This window comes from Comamonas sp. Z1 (genome assembly GCF_008121555.1).
Classification (GTDB): Bacteria; Pseudomonadota; Gammaproteobacteria; order Burkholderiales; family Burkholderiaceae_C; genus Comamonas; species Comamonas thiooxydans.
Map to the genome: position 1 here is coordinate 1 of NZ_VOQT01000013.1, position 17636 is coordinate 17636.

Sequence of the window (17636 nt, forward strand, 5' to 3'; positions counted from 1 at the left end):
GAATCGCAGATTTGAAAGTGAACAGGAAAGTCAATGAAATCAACGATCTACCAACACCACCTCCGCGCCAGTGCTAGCTTTTCGTACCGTCACTTATTGCACTGAAAACGAGGAGACCCCACCTCACACATTGCCCACGAGGGACAAAAAAAGCGCAGATGCAAAGCTTGGCTTGCTGCCTTGCATCTGTGCTCTTCTTCGGGAGTCTAGTGGTGATCGCTGTTCAACGACGTGGCTCAAGTTGCCCTCTTTGGGCGCTGTGACGAAATTTCACCAGAGCGCTTGTGAGCGCCTGGTGTAATTTCTTTAGTTCACTGACAGAGCTTCGGCTGCAGCAGCCTTCTGTCGCCATGGGTAGAGACATAGCGTGTAGTTCTCGCCATCGTCGCTTTTCAGCTCGACGGTATTCCCTGCTATGCGTGCTTTCGAGATGGTTTCCTCTTCAAAGAAGAGCCAGCCGTGGGGTTCGTCAGAGACATCGATTCGCAAGTGCCGCGAGAGGCTGCGATTGTTCTTGATGCCCGTACCGATCCCCTTGGTGATTGCCATCTGTCCGTTCAAGCGCACGATACGTGCATTTTTGATCATTCGGTAGAGTCGTTCGATTTGCATGTTGTCCTCGTATACGGGGCCAACATCCCCAAGGGGGTGTTAGCCCCTGATGGGTTGATTTATGCCGCCAATAGATCCAGCTGCTCGGCCTGCCCCATTGCTGGTGCGGGCAAAGCTGCGACGGTCTGTACCTCAGCGGGTGCTTGGAGGATCGGGCCACACTCCATCCCTGCCTGCGCAAGAACTTCATCAATGGCTTTTTCCATCCGTTCCGCAACGTTTTCCGAGTCGCGCCCTGATGTCAGTGCGTAGACCGGATTGCGTTCGTAGTAGCTATGGCTTTTGCCTCTGCTAAGGAACCTCTGCATAACTCGATTTCAAGCGTGATAGTGCTTGAACGAGTGTGATGTTTGCTTGCCTCTGACACTCAAGATGCCCGCGTTTCGCGGGCATCTTGCTTTTTACGCTCCCACAACAGGCTTGGGTTGGCTGTTCACTAGCAAACGGCCACGGGCCATCCACAAGTTCGCCAAGGCAAACAGGGTATGCAATTGCTGTGTGTTCTTTCTCAAGCCTCGGTAGCGAACTTTGACGTGGCCAAACTGAAGCTTGATGACTCTGAATGGGTGCTCGACCTTGGCCCGGATTTTGGACTTCACCTGCTCAAGCTGCTCTTGCAGGGCTGATATCGGGTGCTGATGATCTAGCGCCTTGCGCTGGCTGCGCTTCATGGCGATATGCCATTGGAATTTGCGCTCAGGTTCTGGCGTCGGCATGTCGGGGCGTTTATCTGCACCTTGGTAGCCTGCATCGCCATAGCCATCAACCTCTTTTCCATGCAGCAGGCTGTTGGCTTCAACGACATCACTGACGTTGGCCGATGTGCCTCGCACTGTGTGCACCAGACCAGAATCAGCATCCACGCCAATATGGGCCTTCATGCCGAAGTACCACTGATTGCCCTTCTTGGTCTGGTGCATTTCAGGATCACGAGATTTGGTACTGTTTTTGGTTGAACTGGGAGCTGCAATCAGCGTCGCATCCACAATGGTTCCCGTGCGAAGCAGCAGCTTTTTACGCTCCAGCAAGTCCGTGACCGTCTTCAGAATTTGCTCGGCCAGTTTGTGTCTTTCCAATAGATGACGAAACCGCAGGATAGTGCTCTCATCAGGCGTGGCACTGCCCCATGACAGGCCAACGAATTCCCGAAATAAGGGCATGTCATGCAGCGCTTCTTCCATAGCTGGATCACTGAGGTTGAACCACTGTTGCATAAAGTGAATGCGCAGCAGCATCTCCACAGGAAATGGAGGCCGTCCTTTGCGACCTTCAGGTGCATATGGCGCAATCAAGTCCACCAACTCTTGCCATGGAACGACTTGCTGCATCTGCTCCAGGAATTCGCGTTTACGTGTTTTTTTGGTGGAAAGGTTCAGGCCAAGATCAAATTGCTGCATAGGCCGGGATGCTGCCGCACCCGGCACGCATGTGCAAGCACATGCGTTGGGGACTTATGCAGAGGTTCCCTAAAAGCTTTGAGATAATCATCAGAATATTTCTCAGCTTGTTCATATTGCTTCTTGAAATGCTCATTTGCATCGCCCATGTCCTGGGGGAGCCATTGGCGTATGCGGCCAACGAAGCGATTCAAGCGATCAACAACCTCATCACTCTTGGGGAAAAAGTGCAGCGTGCCGCTTCCCTTGTAGTAACGATATTCAAAGAACTCTGACGTAAATCGTTCAGAGGTATTGACATTATTTTTTCTAAATGATTGACGAAGACCGAAGTAATCACCGGAAATCCCATTTAGATAGCCAAAAACCTTGTCAATATCACCTAAGAATTGTTCGCATTCATATTGCAGTGCCCCACTACTCCACGTATTGAAACGCGGAATAATGAAGCGCTTCTTACGAATACGCATTCCTACTTTGTGCTTCTGGTTAGACTTCCACGACTTGTAAAACACAACGTTGTCAGAGCTGCGTTCAATAATCGTATCAAACAATCCCAGAACCATATCGGTGTAGATAGATCCCATCGACTGAATCATTCCAGCGAGGAACCCGTGAACATTCGATATCGAAAACTCAAGTGCGTATATTGTCTCAGCATCCGCTTCGAGCTTACGTCTTGCGTGGTTCGACAATTTGTCAGTTAAAAGTGTTGATCTGATAATCTGCGCCCAAGCTTTCCGCTTGAGATCTTCATACCTCTTCGAAAATAGCTCCATAGCTTTTTTTCGAATATCAATCGGATCAGGTCTGAAGTCAGACCCTACCCCCTTTGACTGCATTTCGTCTAGCGTCACTCCCAATTTATCTGATGCGTGCTCGAAGATGGCTTCAAACTCAGATGATTGTCGCGCTGCTTCGATAGCCGCGCTAAAGTGATAGTAGGTGTTCTCGATGAAGTTAGCTGGAAGAGCGAGAGTTTTGCAGATATGAGGGTCAAATTCATGACGACTCAAGTTATCTCCCACTTTTAGCCTCTTCAGAATATTGTCCACATCAGCAAATGCTTCCGGGACTTTATTCAAATAGACAATAGCCACCTCAACATCGGTTTTACGTTCCACATCATCAACGAATTGATCTTGATGGAATGACACACTGCCATGCTTCTCGATCAGCTCCACCAAGCGTTTACGCTCGCGCGTGTATGGATTCTTGATGGTCTGAGCATTGATGCACGCACTGATCTCAGCGTCGTAAACCAAATCCCAAGCATGAAGAACATGTTCCGCACCCTGGTTAAAGGGTGGGTTCATGATCACTTGTGTGACGGAGGCCAGAGACTGAACTTCTAAGAAGTCATGTCCTAGAACCGTTACACCCAGCTCGCGCAAGCTCGCATGGTGCTTGATATCGATTTCGACAGCCGATTTCTTTCGGGACGAAGATTTGTATTTGTCGCGCTGGTCATAGGACCAACGACGACGATCAAAGCGCTCTTCCAGGCTGGGATCGAACCAAGGAACTTCAGTGCCTTCCGGCAGTTCCTCGAACCCGTTCTCAGCGTGTCGAAACAACGCACCCTTACCTGCACTGGGATCACACACATGGACGATGGGCCGTTGGAATTGATGCCACAGCAAAGCCGTTGTGTATGCGCCTGTTGGGTAGTACTGAAAATCCATGATCTGCCTCTTGATTGAGAGACAGTCGCCCCATCTGGGGCGAGCTGCCCCAATGGGTGATTAGCTGACGATGAGGTCCATCTGCAGCTGTTGAAATGCAGCCACCTGAGATCCAGGTGTTGCAGCAATGGGCTTAACTTGAATGCTTCGGGTTTGAGCCGTCAGCACATGCTTCCTGCGCACCTTGGCCAAGCCCTTGGTAAGGGTCTGACTGATGGGCTGCAGGAGCTTCTTGCCCTCTTCCTTGAGCCAACGTGCGTCCCCGCCCACAGAATGAGGGAGGCGCATATCAAGCTTCTTTTTGACGTACACGGTGGCATTCCCGTGGACTGACCATCCATCTTTATCGTTCCAGTAGCCCGCTCCGGTAAGAGCGTTCTCGTTGGCCGAGTAAATGACGAAAGTGCTCATGGCTGCTCCAAAACGTGCTGGAGCAGCGCCCTACCGGGTGTGCCCCGGCTGGGTTGATGGAAGACAAAACCCCACACCCTTCAGGGCGTGAGGTCAGTCACATGGCTGCGATTCAGTAAACAGTTCCCGCGATGAGTTCTGCGCCTGGGTAGGCGTCGAGAGCTTCAGCACGAGCTGCTTTCAGATCCGTGGCCATGGTGTAGTGGAAAGTGAGATCGCTCTCACCCTTTTGAAGCAGAGAAACGCAGTACGACTCCTTGACTTCAAAAGCACTAGCCAGCTCGCAACCCCAATCTGCTTCAGCAATAGCTTGAGCGTTGTTGTCTAGAGCGATAGTGATGACGTTTTGCATGTGGGAACTCCGAAATTTTGCGGAGCGCCCCCCTACCGGGGGTGCGACCCCGCTAGGGTTGAAATTGCTGGGTTTCCCCAGCGGCTGAAATGCACTCTTTCGAGCAGATAAGGTTGGCCACCTTCAGTCCACGGTAGTCAGCGACTTTTCCATGAGCTTGAAGAGTGTTTTCTGCAAGTCTTCGACCGCATCAATGCAAATGCTCCTTGAGAACAAAGTTGCCGGTGCGTTCGTTTGAATGCCGATACCAATGACATCGATTCCGCTACGTTCGCAGAGGTCGATCACTTCCTTTGTGGCTTGAGAGCTGTTCGGCTCGCCATCCGTAAGGACGATCAACATCTTGCGGTCTTCGCGTGTTTTGCTCAGTTCGTAGGCCGCATACCAAATGGCTTCAGCCATCGGTGTGCCACCAGAGGGTTTCACTGGAAACCTGCCTGTATTGGCCTGAACTGATTGCCCATGCTTCACAGCACAGACAACAGGAGACTCCGAAGAGTTTGAGAAAAAGGTCACTGCAGGATTCACATGGGCAATCGCATCGAGCGCGAGCGCCAATGCAATGCATGCTTCATCTGTGACATCGGCCAGCGAACGCGAGCTGTCGGACCTGGTAGGACGGGTCATGGACCCGCTTTTATCGCCAAGTATGTGGACCGCTGTATTCGGCTTTCGCTTTTCCTGCGGTTTTGCAAACACTCGCGTATCACCCGCGACTACGCGATGCAGTCGATTGATATCCAGGCGTTTGCCACTGCGGGTCGATTGCTTCGCACAACGCAGACTGGCTTGCACCAGGCCGAACAGTTGATTGCGAATTTTCGATGTTGCAGGCCGGACCCGGTTCATCAGCTCAAGGCCTTTGGCCTTGTCATCTGATGCATCAGTTCCCTTGCGAATGGTCTGGTAGGAGGGGATTCCCTCTTCCCGTGCCACTTGTGACAGCTCCTGCTTCAGAGAATTGCGTGCGCGATCCCCATCCACATCCCCAGCGCCAGCTGAGAGAGCTTGCGTAAGTGCATCCAACTTTTCCTTTGCAGTGCGCGAGGCAATACCAGAATCGTTTTCAGCTCCCTGATCGGCACCAGCCATGGATCGTTGACCTTGACCTTCACCTGAATCATCACCCTCATTGGATTGGCCTGGGCCTTTCCCCTGTTGGAAGTCTTCTTGTGTCGAGTCTTGCTGGCCATCAGCTTCATCGGAGTCATCGCCTTCGCCGGAGGATTGTTCGTTCGGAACATTCTGAGGCTGTTGGTTTTGATCCTGATTCTGCTGATCCTGCTGTTGCTGCTCTTCTTCCTTTTCCTTCTCTTCCTCGATCATGGAAATGACCTGATCTGCCAGGTAGCAGATATCGGAAGTCGATTCAGCATCCACCACCTTGCGGAGAATGGTGCTTAATCGAGTGATAACGCCTTGTGGGAATGTGCGCTCCAGAACGGGCTGCGCAGTTGCCAGATAAGACGCCATCACAGGTTGACCTACGGCCCTCGCTTGCAGCCAATAGAGGCAGTAACCCACCAGGATCTGAGCTGGATGCTCATCATCTCTAAGATGGGAGTAGTGACCGACCCTTGCCATGTAGTTCGCAACCTCGTTGAGCGTCGTGGCAGTACCTGGGTACAAGTCCATCATCGCCCGCTCGATGCGGCAATCTTCGAAAGCGTTGGTCAGTTCGGCATGCAGACCTGCGCGTCGCGGTGCACTGAAATCAGTGAACCGCACATGCGCGGCTTCATGCGCCATGTAGCCCCACACAACATCCATGTATGGATAATCGTGAGGAACGTTCGGGATAACAATCGTTTTCCCATCCGTATAGGCCACGTCTTGGCCTATACGGACTTTCACACCAAACTTGTCTCCATAAGCAGTTGCCACGATGGGCAATGCGGTATAGATAGTATTTCGGTTCTGTTTGGCCATGGGTCTTCCCTCAAGAGGTATGGGGAACCCAGCCCCAAGGGGCTAGGATTCCCCTTGGGTTAAAAATGATGCGCTTAGGACTGCTTAGAAAAAGCCGTCTTCGTCGTCATCACCAATGGTGGCAAGCTGGAAAGAGGCATCGTTGTTGCTGTTTCCAGCTTCAACTTCTGCTTGCTCCTCCTCAACTCCCACTACAACTGCCTGCTGGCCCTCAGTCTGTGCTTGCGTAACAGAATCAGTAGGGACAAAAGTGGCTTCAACGTCGATAACCACCGAGCCTTGTGCAGGCTCGCTGGCTTCTGACACAGTACCTGCAGGCGCTTCAAGCACTTCTACATCGACACGATGAACCACCTCTGCAGCCTGGGGCTGAATCGATGTCTCTGTGCGTGCGTGCGTGCCAAAGAAGCGGTCGAGGTCGGCAATAAACGCATCAGCTGGATTGCTGGACGCTTGTGCCGGTGCTGGTGCGCTGTCCACGGATGTGAACAGATCACCCTCTGCAGATTGCGGTTGCATCTCGGCAGTTGAAGAGTCGGAGGCGTAGCTTTGATTCTGGGAGGCTGAGGCCTCCAGAGTCGCCGCTTCTGCCTTGACTGAAATCGCTCCGTTGAGATATTGCTCAATTCGCGCCTTGCTGCTCAGGATGAGCATTGTGGCGGTCAGCTGATGGAAAAACGGACCTGTGACATCGCGGCCAACAGCATACGTTTTGTACCCATTCAACGTTTCATTGAGAAGATCGACAAGCGGTTTGATTTTTGAGTTAAGGAACGACAGCCCATCGAGCTTGTCTCGCAGGTTCTGCAAAGTCTGCTTGGTGCCAATGCCGCATTTGTCACGGCCCAGCAAGCGGTCTTCATAGAACTTATCTGCTTCCTCTATCAGTTCGTTGATGAGGTCATCGCCCAGGCCATGAACTTTTTCTTCAAGGCGAGTGCTCAGCTCTGCATCATCAGTAGGCGCGATCTTGAAGATCTGGAAATCGAACCCGAGGCGCTTTTCCACAACGGATTGTGGAAGCGCGCCTGAGCGGATTGCCGTCTCATATTGAGGATTTTCCTTGCACCAGCTATCTATCGCAGCGTTGTAGTTTGCGATGAAAGTGGTGCGCAGTGCATCGAACTCAGTTTGCACTTCGCCCATTTTCTTGCACACCTCATCCATCTTGGTCAATGGAATTGCTACGCCGTCCATGAACTTCATGCCGATGCGCAGCAATGTGCGTCGAGTCTCTGCTTTGACCCGATGAAAGCCTTTCAGCTGTGCGGGATCGCAGATCTTCTTAGTACCCAGTTGGGCAATTTTTTCAGGTGGGATCTCTCCCCCTGCTCCAAGCTTCAGATCGTCAGCGGTCAGGCGAACCTGCCCGCTCCAAATGTCAAAGTCTGCATGTACAACACACAGCTGAGTCAGATGGTTGATCTTGGTGGAATTGGTTTGTGTCATGGTGCTCTCCGAAAAGAGGTGCACCACTCCCCCAAGGGTGTGACACACCCCAAGGGTTGATAAAAAGCTGTTTGTTTTAGGAAGCCAGCTACTTCACACTTTCGCTCCCAGAGGGAACAAAATCTGCTTTTCAGAAGGGGACTCGCTTGCGCGAATCCCCTGCCAAAAAGACTTCCCTAAATGTAAAAGGATTCAACGTCCAATGATAGGTCCTTGACGGGATCTGTGACCCCTTTGTCAACGATCAGGCGTGGTGCCATATCGTTTGTCAAAGTAACCCGGCATCGCTCGGTTGACTTTCGCCGGTAAGAGTCAATCTCCTGTTGAGTCACGCCTGCAGACTTGTCGGCTAGCAGCTTCTCGTAGTCAATTTTCCCTACCTGCACATAGCGCGTCACCATGACACCGCAATAGTCTGCGTGCATGTAATCGCCCATCATGCCCTGCATCGCAGCGCGTGAGGCCGACTGGCGCTCCTTCATCACCTCTAGGCGTTCTTCCAATTCCGAGATCTGTCCCTGCAGCAAGCGGAACTCCTCGGCTTGATACAACCAGTTGGCCATCTCTTCACCCTGGGGGATGTAGAGGTCGCGCGCTGGGTCCTTTTGCGGCTCTCGTCTCTTAACGACCTTATCCCAGAAGATTGGGGCAACGCCCTCTATCTGAGAGATCAGTGCCTGGTCCCGAGGGATGCAGAACACTTCAACTTGGCCATCAAAATAGAAAACCAGCCACCCTCTCTTGGCCCCTGTAACAAGGATCTGATGCTGCACCTGAGGGTAGTAAAACTTGAAAGCCTTACTGTTCTGACGCAACGTTGTGACCTCGATCCAGGTAGCCTCTGATGGGCACTTCATTTCCACAGGTTCACTGTCCTTGTTGAGTCCGTCCAAAGACGCCCTCAGCAAGGGGTTGTGCGAAGCCTGGGCACACATGGGCAGCAAGAGATCATCGAAATAGATCTCTGCAGCAGCTCGGGCAGCAGGCTCCATTGCAAGGCCATGCCTCACGAACGGATTACTGCTCAAATCTCGCTCGACCGCATACCCTGTTTTCTCTGCCCACAAGCGCCATTCGGTCTTGTAGGGAGACTGATCGACTAGCACTGCCGCATCGGTTGCTGTAACGCCGCCTTTACGCCAAGCAAGCCACTCTTCAGAGCCTTGAATCAAGTCAATGAATTTCACATGAACTCCATTCTGTTGAAGGAATAGAGAAACCCCGGAGGATTTCTCCCCACGGGGTTGATAAAACCAGCACCTTAGAAGAAGCTGGATTCAGCTTGAGAATCAAGCCCGCCTGGAGGCAGGACAAGATCGTCAAGTGGTGGCATCACACGTTCTGAGCGTTCCGCCTGACCACTGGCTCTGCGTTGCTGCATCGCTTCATAGTCGTGCTCTGGCTTAGGCATGTGCTCCATCTGCTTGTCATTCAGGAAGGTCCTCGCTCTTTCAAGGTTTTCACCTGTAAAGCGTTGCTCGACGTACTGACGAGCGACATTCCATGTTTGATTCGGCAGTGTGCGATTCAGCAGTTGCTGTAGCAATGGCTCCAGCTGCTCATGCGTCAACTGCAGGGGAGCATTCCCTTGCGTGCTGGCCACATCCTCAGCTGAGCTGGCAGTACGTCGATCATCCTGTGTTTTCACCACCTTGACGGAGGCTCCAACCACATTCGAATCAGCATCGATGATGCGTTCTGCCTCATCCTGGTCAAAGATTCCAGTAAAGCCAAGAGCCAGACGCCCGCACTGAATGAAAGCCTTATGGCGCAACATCCGTCTAGCGTGCGTTTGCCATGGGCCATTGATTTGATAGGCACCATGCGCCCCATTCCTTTGAGTTGGAGGGCGATAGCACTCATCCATGAATTCACGGACACGGGAGGGAACGGTCCTATCCTTACGGTGTATGACCACTTCGATCCACTCGTGAACTGGAAAATTCACTCCCGTTACTTCAACCTTTGATTCGGAATAAACCACTTCAAAGCCGTCGTACTGAGGGTGCGCGTTGACAATGTTGCTCCAGCCATCGACGCCAACAACAGGAACGATCCCATTGTTTTTGTCTGGGTAGGCGTAAATCTCCTTCAAGAAGGGATTCAAACCGTACTGCTCAGCCACGATCATCAGAGCCATCATTTGCTCATTGGTAGGCTGCGCATGCCCTTCTCTTTGTCTGAAGGCAACAGCCTTCAAGGTATCGAAGAGCTTGTGTGGATCAACCCCAAAACGCGCGCCGAAGCGGCCCATCAGTGTTGATTCATTTTGCGAGCTTTGCTCTTGGGACATAGTGACCTCGATTCAATTTGGGCGCTATGTCCCCCACCGGGGATACAAGCGCCCCGTTGGGTTACAGAAATGGACCTAGTGTTTAACCACCGGCCATGTAGTGAAGACGAGCGAACGGAATGTCGTCGTCAGTTCTTCCTCCCCCACCGCCTTGTCCGCGAATGGGTTGGGAATTGGCAGCTCTGGTGGACCCACCAGCTTGCGATCCCTGTCCACGGCCTTGAGCTGGTGCCGGAGCACGAGCTGAGGGACGAGACGAAGATTGCGACTGTTGGGCATAACCATTGCTTGCATGAGAAGGCGCACGAGCTGGAGCCGCTGCACGTTGGTGTGCGTGGTTCTGCTGAGCTGGAGCACCCCCGGAACTTTGATTCGGGCTGCCCAGCATTTGCATGCTGTCGCAGTGAATCTCAGTGATAAAGCGCTCAACTCCGTTTTCTTGATCGACCCACTTGCGCGTGCGCAGTGTGCCTTCCAAATAAACCTGTGAGCCTTTGTGCAGGTAGTCGCGCGCTATTTCAGCGAGTCGGCCACGCAGCACAATCGAGTGCCATTCTGTGCGCTCCCTAGCCTCTTGCGAGGCCTGGTCGGTCCAGTGTTCTGTCGTGGCAACGGAGAAGTTCGCAAAAAGCTGGCCGCTGCCATTGTTGCCGTTGCGGCAAACTGGATCTTTGCCCAGGTTGCCGACGATGATTACCTTGTTGACTGATGCCATGATGGCCTCCGAATTGGTGAAGCAGAGGCCATCCCCGCCAGGGGGTTGAAGCCCCCATTGGGTTTGGTTAGAAAAAAGCGTCCTCAGTATCGTCACAGGACAGATCCATGAAGTTGAAGATTGGCACTGCAAGCCCAAGAGCCACAGCATCCAATCTCACAACATCCCATGGTATGTCCCACTCCAACATGAGTGGCTTCAAGTCATCCAATACGTGGAACGCATAGGATGTGCCGGAATCGTCACTCAGGGAGATCAGATCCGTTGCAAGGCCTGTTTTGTTGATCTCGCTCTGAAGGAAGAACAAGGCCAACAAGGGCGCGTGATCCCCATTCGGAAGCAACTCACCAGCTCCGTCTCGGTAGACGAAATTGAACGAGTTGCCCGTTAGGGAATTGCCCGAAAGGGAAAGAGTCAAATCGCCAGCGCGTAAGAGCACGCCAACATTCTGTTCATCTCCAATCGGTGACTCGCAGCCCATTTTCAGAGCTGCATTCTTGAGAGCGCTTCTCACAACCTCGATGAACTTGTCCTCAGAGGCTGTGGTAAACACCTTCATGCTCCAACTGATCTTTGGACCAGGGAAGATTTGAGACATGGCGATCTCAGGGCTGGGTGGCCGGGGTATCGTCTTTCCACTGCTCCCCAAAAATGTCCTTGGCCAAGCGAGTTATCGCAGTGGCATCCTCGGGTGTCGCGCGATTGAGCAGTGCCAAATCGAGCGCATATCCCAGAGGGTTAGGAGCACCCTTGAACTTCGTTGAAAGCTTCGCCCAGCGAACCAGCGTGCGCGTTGAGAACGTAATGGCCAGCTGGCCACCTTGTCCGTCCGATCCCATGAAGAGCTTGCGCACATCATCAGCCAGGCGAACCATACCCTCAACAATTTGCTTTGGAAGTTTCGGTGATGCTTTGGTAACTATCGCTTCCTCAACTGCCTTCTCTGGATAAGAGACAACAGTAAATCGATAGCGATCCATGGCCGCGAGGTTCTGCATCTGAACACCTTGATATTGCCCAGACACATCACCAGCGCCACGCGAGTTGCCCGTAACAATCACGCGAAACATGCGGTGAGCCTTGATGATTTCACCGCCATTCATGCCAATGACCAGAGGACGCCCTTCAAGGACATCGTTCAGGCCAGCAAGCTCAGCAGGGTCAATCAGATCCACCTCGTTGATTAGAAGGGCATGCCCTTCTCTCATTGCTATTGCCAGTGGGCCATACATGAATTTCATGGATGGGGTTTCACCAGGCTTTTCAGAGACCAAGGCATGGTGCCCAACCAGGTCACACAATTCCATCTTGCCGTTGCCGGTGACTTGTTGTGTAGGCCAGTTGAGCGTGCCAAGAATTTGCAGGATGCCTGAAGTTTTCCCCGATCCAGTAGGACCAGTAACAAACAGGGCATCCCCGTCAGGAGAGTTGAGAAAGGCCAAAACCTCACGCAGGAACTCACGACGATGCACAAAACCCGCCATGACGGAGGGAATGTAAGCATTGGACATATCCACAAAACCGATGGTTTTCGCGGAATTGCCAATCTCTGGCATGCCAAAGATTGTGCTGGTTTGAAAGCTCGCTGTTTGAGCGATGGGTGTAGACATGGTGGACTCCAATTTCGATTGGGCACACTTCACCCTCACGGGCTGGTGTGCCCGAGGGCTATTAACGTCTTTCAGGGAAACGCCATCCGAGGACAGCGCAATCGGTTCAGTACACAAGGATGCCCTTGCGCTGCCAAGCTGGAGTGTCATAGACACTCCAATCAAAAGCAGGCTCTACTGGAATTGGCTCGGGGAAAGCCATTTCAACGGCACCGCGCGTAACGTGCGATGACAGTTGAATGCAGGATTGAACAGAGGTTTTCACGGATGAAAAAGTCGCGTTCAGGAAAGCCGTCTTATCAAAGGATTGAACCTTCGACAATTGGCTAAGTAGTTCAGCCGTAAGGCCGCGCATACCTTCAACGAAAAGCTTGAGAGCGAAGCCGAGGGCTACGATGATCAAGAGCAGAACGAAGAGGAAGGTGATAGCAGTCATGGTATTGCTCCGGTTTGAGGGGCAATACCCCCATCTGGGAGACATGCCCCAGGTGGGTTGAAAGTGCCGAGAGGCACGTTAAGGAAGCTGTTTGTTTATGGAGGCCAGCTACCTCACTCAAGTTGAAGCCGAGGCTGCAACAAAGAGAGGTTTCAGCTTATCGCAAAAGCCCCGGCTCAATGTTGCTCAGATGGCCCAATATGGGCACGTATCTAGTAAAGCTTTTTGAAGGTCAAGCCATATCGTCAGTGCGTCTATCACAAGGAGCACGACACATGGCGACAGAAGCGAATAGCGGTGCAGTCTCTGCAACCGATAACCCTGCAAAAGAGCAACCGAAGGCGGCCAAGCCCAAGGCAGACACGCCTGCACGCGAGCAACAGCGTGATCCTGTTTCCCGCCCCGTTTTCAAGCAGACCGTCAGCTTGAGGAGCGTCCAGGCTCAGCGAGTCATGGACCGCAGCTTTGCTCGTACAACTCAAGCCTTCTTCTCCACTGAAGTTATCTTGCGTATCCTTGATCGGGGCGACTTCGTGGATGAAGTTAATGACATGATCAATGTGCAATTGCAGCAGTTCCGCGCGGCAATCGCAGACGCCTTGAGCGTCAACAAGGCCAAGGTCAAAGAGGCCGGAATCACTCAGCAACCTGTGTACACCCACGCGCGCGAATTCAATGTGGAGCTGAGCACTCCCCAAAGTGCCCTCTTCCTGGGCCTCGTGATGCAGTTGGATGAACTCGTGTCTTACTTCGACAGCTTGTGGTGGGCCACCGTTATCAAGGGCATGGAGCGCTCCAACGAAACCTACAAGTGGCAGCAAATGATGTTCAAGCTCGCTGGGCGAATCCAGGGCATCGAACAACGCGCGCGCAGGTCGGCCAGCAAGCAGGGCAAAGACGCACTGGTAGACGCAGAAGCACCGCCCAGCACCAGCCAAGATGAAAGCCAACATGCCAACGATGATGTTGCTTTGGCCATGGCTGAAGGACAGGCCGAAACCTCTTCGGAGGCCGTCGCGGCCTAACGGTAAACTTGGTTCTCGAATCTGTGTTTTAGCCCGCTTCGGCGGGCTTTTTTGCGCTCAGAAGCTTGCATTTTCTTGAGCTACCATACCATTATGGGTAGTTGTTAACAGAGGGGGATTTGACATGAAACTCAATATTCAAACAGCGGCCGCGCTTACTTTTACTGCGGCCTTATCTGGCTGTGTGACCATGGAGAAGAAACCTGCCGCGTTTGATGATGGTCATTCGCTGGCATACAACATTGCGCGAGCAGGCGGGCTTGAAACAGGCATAAAAGATGCGTCCGCCCCCAAGAATTCCAATACCGGGATGCCCGAGTCCAGCATGTTCAACACTGCTTCCGCAGCCGTGGCATATGCGAATCCAACGGCAGGCATGTCTAATGCCCAAGGCTTGGGGCTGAATTTAATTGCCAGCGCAATCGCGCCGAACTCGCATGGCGCGCGCAGCAGCATCGTCGCCTGGATGCCTGCTTCTCAAGCAGCTAGCGCAGAAGAAGCTCAATCGAAAATGATTGACATTGTTTCTCAGTCTCTGAATGAGAGCCTGAATAAGCAGAATTTGAAATTTAGCAAGACAAGAAAGAGCGAAAAAGGGACTTCGTTCTTCATTGAAGACAGCAACCTTAATTGCGAATCCATCGACCAAGGCTCCGCAAAAGCTTGTGTGATCTATCTGAATATCTTCAAGCCCAGCAAAACTTCAACACCCGAATTCGTCAAGAATGGAGAGAAGGAGTCTTGGGCGTTCACGTCAAGTCACGGTTTCTATTACAACGCAATGAAAATGGAGATTTCGAGGACGAGCAGCATTAACACATTGGATGTAGTTCAAAATACAAGCGTAACTCTTCCAAGTTGGGTATTTATCTACTCCAGTCCAAACGACACATACATTGATAGGTCAAAGAAAAAGAACAGCATGTATCCTATGATACTGTCAAAAGGCAACGCCTACTACTTTGTGAAGTAGATCCCATAAAAAAGGCCTTGAGGAATAACCTCAAGGCCTTTTTGCTTTTAATGACCGGAGTTTATTTTCCGCTCTGCCTCTTTTCGCTTCTCATCTACGTTAACCCCTTCTAACCGATTCTTGGCTCTTTCAACAGAGTTAACCCTATTTCCGTCATTAAGAATATTCCCAGAACCTGTCAACTTATCCATCGTCAAAGTCTCTGGTGTCGGATAGTGCCCAGTCTCCCCTAGAATACCGAGCCATTCATCCAGGTTGATCTGATCCCAATCAACCTTTCCAATGTCCTCGATCTTCAATCCATCGCAACTAGGTGCCTTTGCTGTACCGAACCCCAGATTCATTTGTCCACGTATTTGCTCATTCATTATTCGTGATAATGGTGAGTTATAGCAGCAGTATGACTCTCTTTTCTCGATACAAGCGCCTAGCACTTTTGTCTTGCAGTACGACCCTACATAATGACAACTCTTTAGCGATCTTTTCGCATTAAGTTCAAACTCTTCTTTTTCGCAAGCCCAGATTAGCTGAATCATCATCATTGATACAACATAGACCGTATAAACAGTCATAACAGTGCTGGCTATATTCCCAACCTGCGCCATCATATTTGCTGCATCAGTTGCAGCCTGCTGACTCAACTCACTTGCAGTGCCTGCGGCAACACCGGCTTCGGCTCCTGCCGATGTCATGCCATTCTGAATTGAGTTCTTTATGACATCCTGTATCGTACTTTTGACTGAATCAATAATCTGGTTATAAACCTCTTTAATAGGCGCTGTAAAAGCATCGACCGAGCCACCAATATTCTCTGCAAACGAAGCAAAGGGCTTTGTAACTTCCTGCCAACCTGAAACCACTGGATCACGCAAGACTTGATATGAGCCTCGCACAACACTCCCAGACTCCAAGTTCATGATGGCCGAGTCAAGCTTGGGCATGGCCATTAGCATAGTGATGTAATCAGCTAGCGAGATATTCTCAGGCTTCTCACAACAATTCTGAATTCCGCCAACCGCAATTTTGCATTGACCAGGCGTACCACTGAACACCTTACAGCCTTCATCCACGTTACCATCACCGCCCTCTTCTCCAGCAGAATCAGAGCACTGCATATCTTGCGCAATAAACTGTGCTGCATTAAGTAAAGCCGCAGCCTTCGCAAAATCACCGTTTTGTTCAGAAGATATATCAAGACACTCAGATCCCATGCATTTAATCGGCCCCGAGCATGAATATTGAGTATTTTTTGTATAGTCGATTACATCAACATCATGGCCACAATCATATGTATCTTCAAAAACATAGCATTTCCCGTTCTCATCCTTGGCTCCATCGAGGCACGAAGTTGAAACAAATCCGCATTTGTTATTATTCTCATACTTGCCGCATGAATTTTGATTTGTGCCATCGTTATGAGGACAATGTTGAACTCCTTGCGGATCAGTCCAGCAATCCATCTGTCCCACATTGAAATTACATTGAATTTCAGAGACAGAAGCAGACTGGGTTAACGTTGGAAGCCCTTTGATCGGTGATGGCGTCAACGAGTTGAAGAATGGATCTCCGGGGCATATACGAACACCACCAATATCCACACACTCTTGGTCGCTTGGTGGACCAATATCGACACTAACATTTCCAGTACAGAAATTCTGCCCAATGGACTGAGCATCAGAAATACATGAGTCTGATGCCCAGACATCAGGCTTCTGTTTAATCAATCGCAGCGAGAATTTTCCACCGAGAATAAATTTTGTGTCATCGGAAACAGATGTATCTTGGATCTGAACTTTCCCTAACAGGTTATTGCCGCATGTAGGGAACTCCAGCACGCGGTAATGAACAGTTGAGTCAACAATTCCATCAAGGCCGTGTTCAATCCAGTCCCACGAACCTACTAAGTCTGTTTTATAGTTACTTGCACCACTGCAGACATCCTCAAACTTTACTGTTGGAATATTCATCGCAAAGGCAACACCATCAGTTGGCGCAACCGTGTGGCCAGTCCCATTTTTGAGGTCAAACTCTACCGTGAGCCATGTTCTGCCTTGACCAGCCACAAATACATCGGCTACCTGATGCTCAATACCCATCGTATGAGTGATCTTGCATGCACCGGCTGGCTTAACAATGCGTTCGCAACGTTCGTATTCTGGAATGTGCTTTTTGTTTTTTGTCTTAATGACTTCACTTGTGCTTGAGCAATCCCCAAAGCTCTTTGTGATTTCATCAATATTGTTGAATGTATCCTTGCTTTGATTCAACATAGGGTCATTGGCAAAGTCAGGCCTAGACCGATTAGACGCGTTAAGCAATATTTTATAGGCAGCACCCGATATAGACGGGTTGTCACTCAGAGAGTCTTGGTACAGCGATTTGTCAGTTGTCGAGCCAACTTTATCCATATTATTGGAATCGTTATACACGCCGCCCAGGTCATTGATGCTTGGTGCTGCACCACCTGGAAAATAGTAGTTCTGAGGCCTAGCGTTTGAGCTGCTAGTAGAAGGATAGAGATCATTAATATTGACACTGCTACCGTTCAAATTCAAAGTGCCATTATTGTTAGAGCTATCCCTACTTCTGACAGTTTCAGATAAAGACTTCCCAAAGCTCTGAGCTTCACGGCCTGCATTAGCCAAGCTGTCATTATTATTTTTTGTTTGCGCGGAGGGATATATCGGACTGACTGTCAGACCAATAACAAGAAGCGCAGAAATCAATCTCTTAAATATCATCATTTGAC

16 protein-coding genes are annotated in these 17636 nt (G+C 51.0%); 2 read left to right on the top strand and 14 right to left on the bottom strand.

The window, feature by feature from the left end:
* Positions 1-306: 306 nt before the first annotated feature.
* The 13 genes from FSY45_RS19705 to FSY45_RS19765 form a co-directional block, all read right to left on the bottom strand.
* Positions 307-612, bottom strand: coding sequence for a hypothetical protein (locus FSY45_RS19705; RefSeq protein WP_131367694.1), 306 nt, complete (start codon positions 610-612; stop codon positions 307-309).
* A 401-nt stretch (positions 613-1013) separates the two neighbouring features.
* Positions 1014-2009, bottom strand: coding sequence for an IS5 family transposase (locus FSY45_RS19710; protein ID WP_148748261.1), 996 nt, complete (start codon positions 2007-2009; stop codon positions 1014-1016).
* Positions 1985-3694 (bottom strand): DUF4942 domain-containing protein, encoded by a 1710-nt coding sequence (locus FSY45_RS28325; RefSeq protein WP_255443390.1) that lies wholly within the window; start codon positions 3692-3694, stop codon positions 1985-1987. The genes FSY45_RS19710 and FSY45_RS28325 overlap by 25 nt, the downstream gene beginning before the upstream one ends.
* Positions 3695-3754: 60 nt before the next feature.
* Positions 3755-4105 carry a hypothetical protein gene (locus FSY45_RS19720; RefSeq protein ID WP_034389840.1) on the bottom strand — a complete coding sequence of 117 codons (351 nt, stop codon included), beginning with the start codon at positions 4103-4105 and terminating at the stop codon, positions 3755-3757.
* 112 nt (positions 4106-4217) lie between these two features.
* Positions 4218-4457 carry a hypothetical protein gene (locus FSY45_RS19725; protein WP_034389842.1) on the bottom strand — a complete coding sequence of 80 codons (240 nt, stop codon included), beginning with the start codon at positions 4455-4457 and terminating at the stop codon, positions 4218-4220.
* A 123-nt stretch (positions 4458-4580) separates the two neighbouring features.
* Positions 4581-6386, bottom strand: coding sequence for a VWA domain-containing protein (locus FSY45_RS19730; protein ID WP_148748262.1), 1806 nt, complete (start codon positions 6384-6386; stop codon positions 4581-4583).
* Between the two features lie 84 nt (positions 6387-6470).
* A complete protein-coding gene (locus FSY45_RS19735) occupies positions 6471-7835 on the bottom strand; it encodes a DUF3150 domain-containing protein (protein WP_131667227.1) in 1365 nt (454 codons plus the stop codon).
* Positions 7836-8011: 176 nt separating this feature from the next.
* Entirely contained in the window at positions 8012-9022 is a 1011-nt protein-coding gene (locus FSY45_RS19740; protein ID WP_046462829.1) for a YqaJ viral recombinase family protein, read from the bottom strand.
* A gap of 74 nt (positions 9023-9096) precedes the next feature.
* A complete protein-coding gene (gene bet / locus FSY45_RS19745; protein ID WP_046462830.1) occupies positions 9097-10128 on the bottom strand; it encodes a phage recombination protein Bet in 1032 nt (343 codons plus the stop codon).
* A gap of 82 nt (positions 10129-10210) precedes the next feature.
* Entirely contained in the window at positions 10211-10843 is a 633-nt protein-coding gene (gene ssb, locus FSY45_RS19750; protein WP_080944591.1) for a single-stranded DNA-binding protein, read from the bottom strand.
* Positions 10844-10910: 67 nt separating this feature from the next.
* Positions 10911-11441 carry a hypothetical protein gene (locus FSY45_RS19755; protein WP_046462832.1) on the bottom strand — a complete coding sequence of 177 codons (531 nt, stop codon included), beginning with the start codon at positions 11439-11441 and terminating at the stop codon, positions 10911-10913.
* A 7-nt stretch (positions 11442-11448) separates the two neighbouring features.
* Positions 11449-12453, bottom strand: a complete 1005-nt coding sequence (locus tag FSY45_RS19760) for an AAA family ATPase (protein WP_113707700.1) — start codon at positions 12451-12453, stop codon at positions 11449-11451.
* Positions 12454-12559: 106 nt separating this feature from the next.
* Positions 12560-12889, bottom strand: a complete 330-nt coding sequence (locus tag FSY45_RS19765; protein WP_034367708.1) for a hypothetical protein — start codon at positions 12887-12889, stop codon at positions 12560-12562.
* A gap of 275 nt (positions 12890-13164) precedes the next feature.
* Here FSY45_RS19765 and FSY45_RS19770 point away from each other — a divergent pair, with 275 nt between their 5' ends.
* Together FSY45_RS19770 and FSY45_RS19775 are read left to right on the top strand one after the other, a co-directional pair.
* Complete coding sequence (locus FSY45_RS19770; RefSeq protein WP_131367692.1) at positions 13165-13914, top strand: hypothetical protein; 750 nt, start codon at positions 13165-13167, stop codon at positions 13912-13914.
* Between the two features lie 124 nt (positions 13915-14038).
* Positions 14039-14887 carry a hypothetical protein gene (locus FSY45_RS19775; RefSeq protein WP_148748264.1) on the top strand — a complete coding sequence of 283 codons (849 nt, stop codon included), beginning with the start codon at positions 14039-14041 and terminating at the stop codon, positions 14885-14887.
* A 47-nt stretch (positions 14888-14934) separates the two neighbouring features.
* Here the strand turns inward: FSY45_RS19775 and traN are convergent, their stop codons facing one another.
* Positions 14935-17631: a conjugal transfer mating pair stabilization protein TraN gene (gene traN / locus FSY45_RS19780; protein WP_148748360.1), complete on the bottom strand. Its 2697-nt coding sequence runs from the start codon at positions 17629-17631 to the stop codon at positions 14935-14937.
* Positions 17632-17636: the final 5 nt, after the last annotated feature.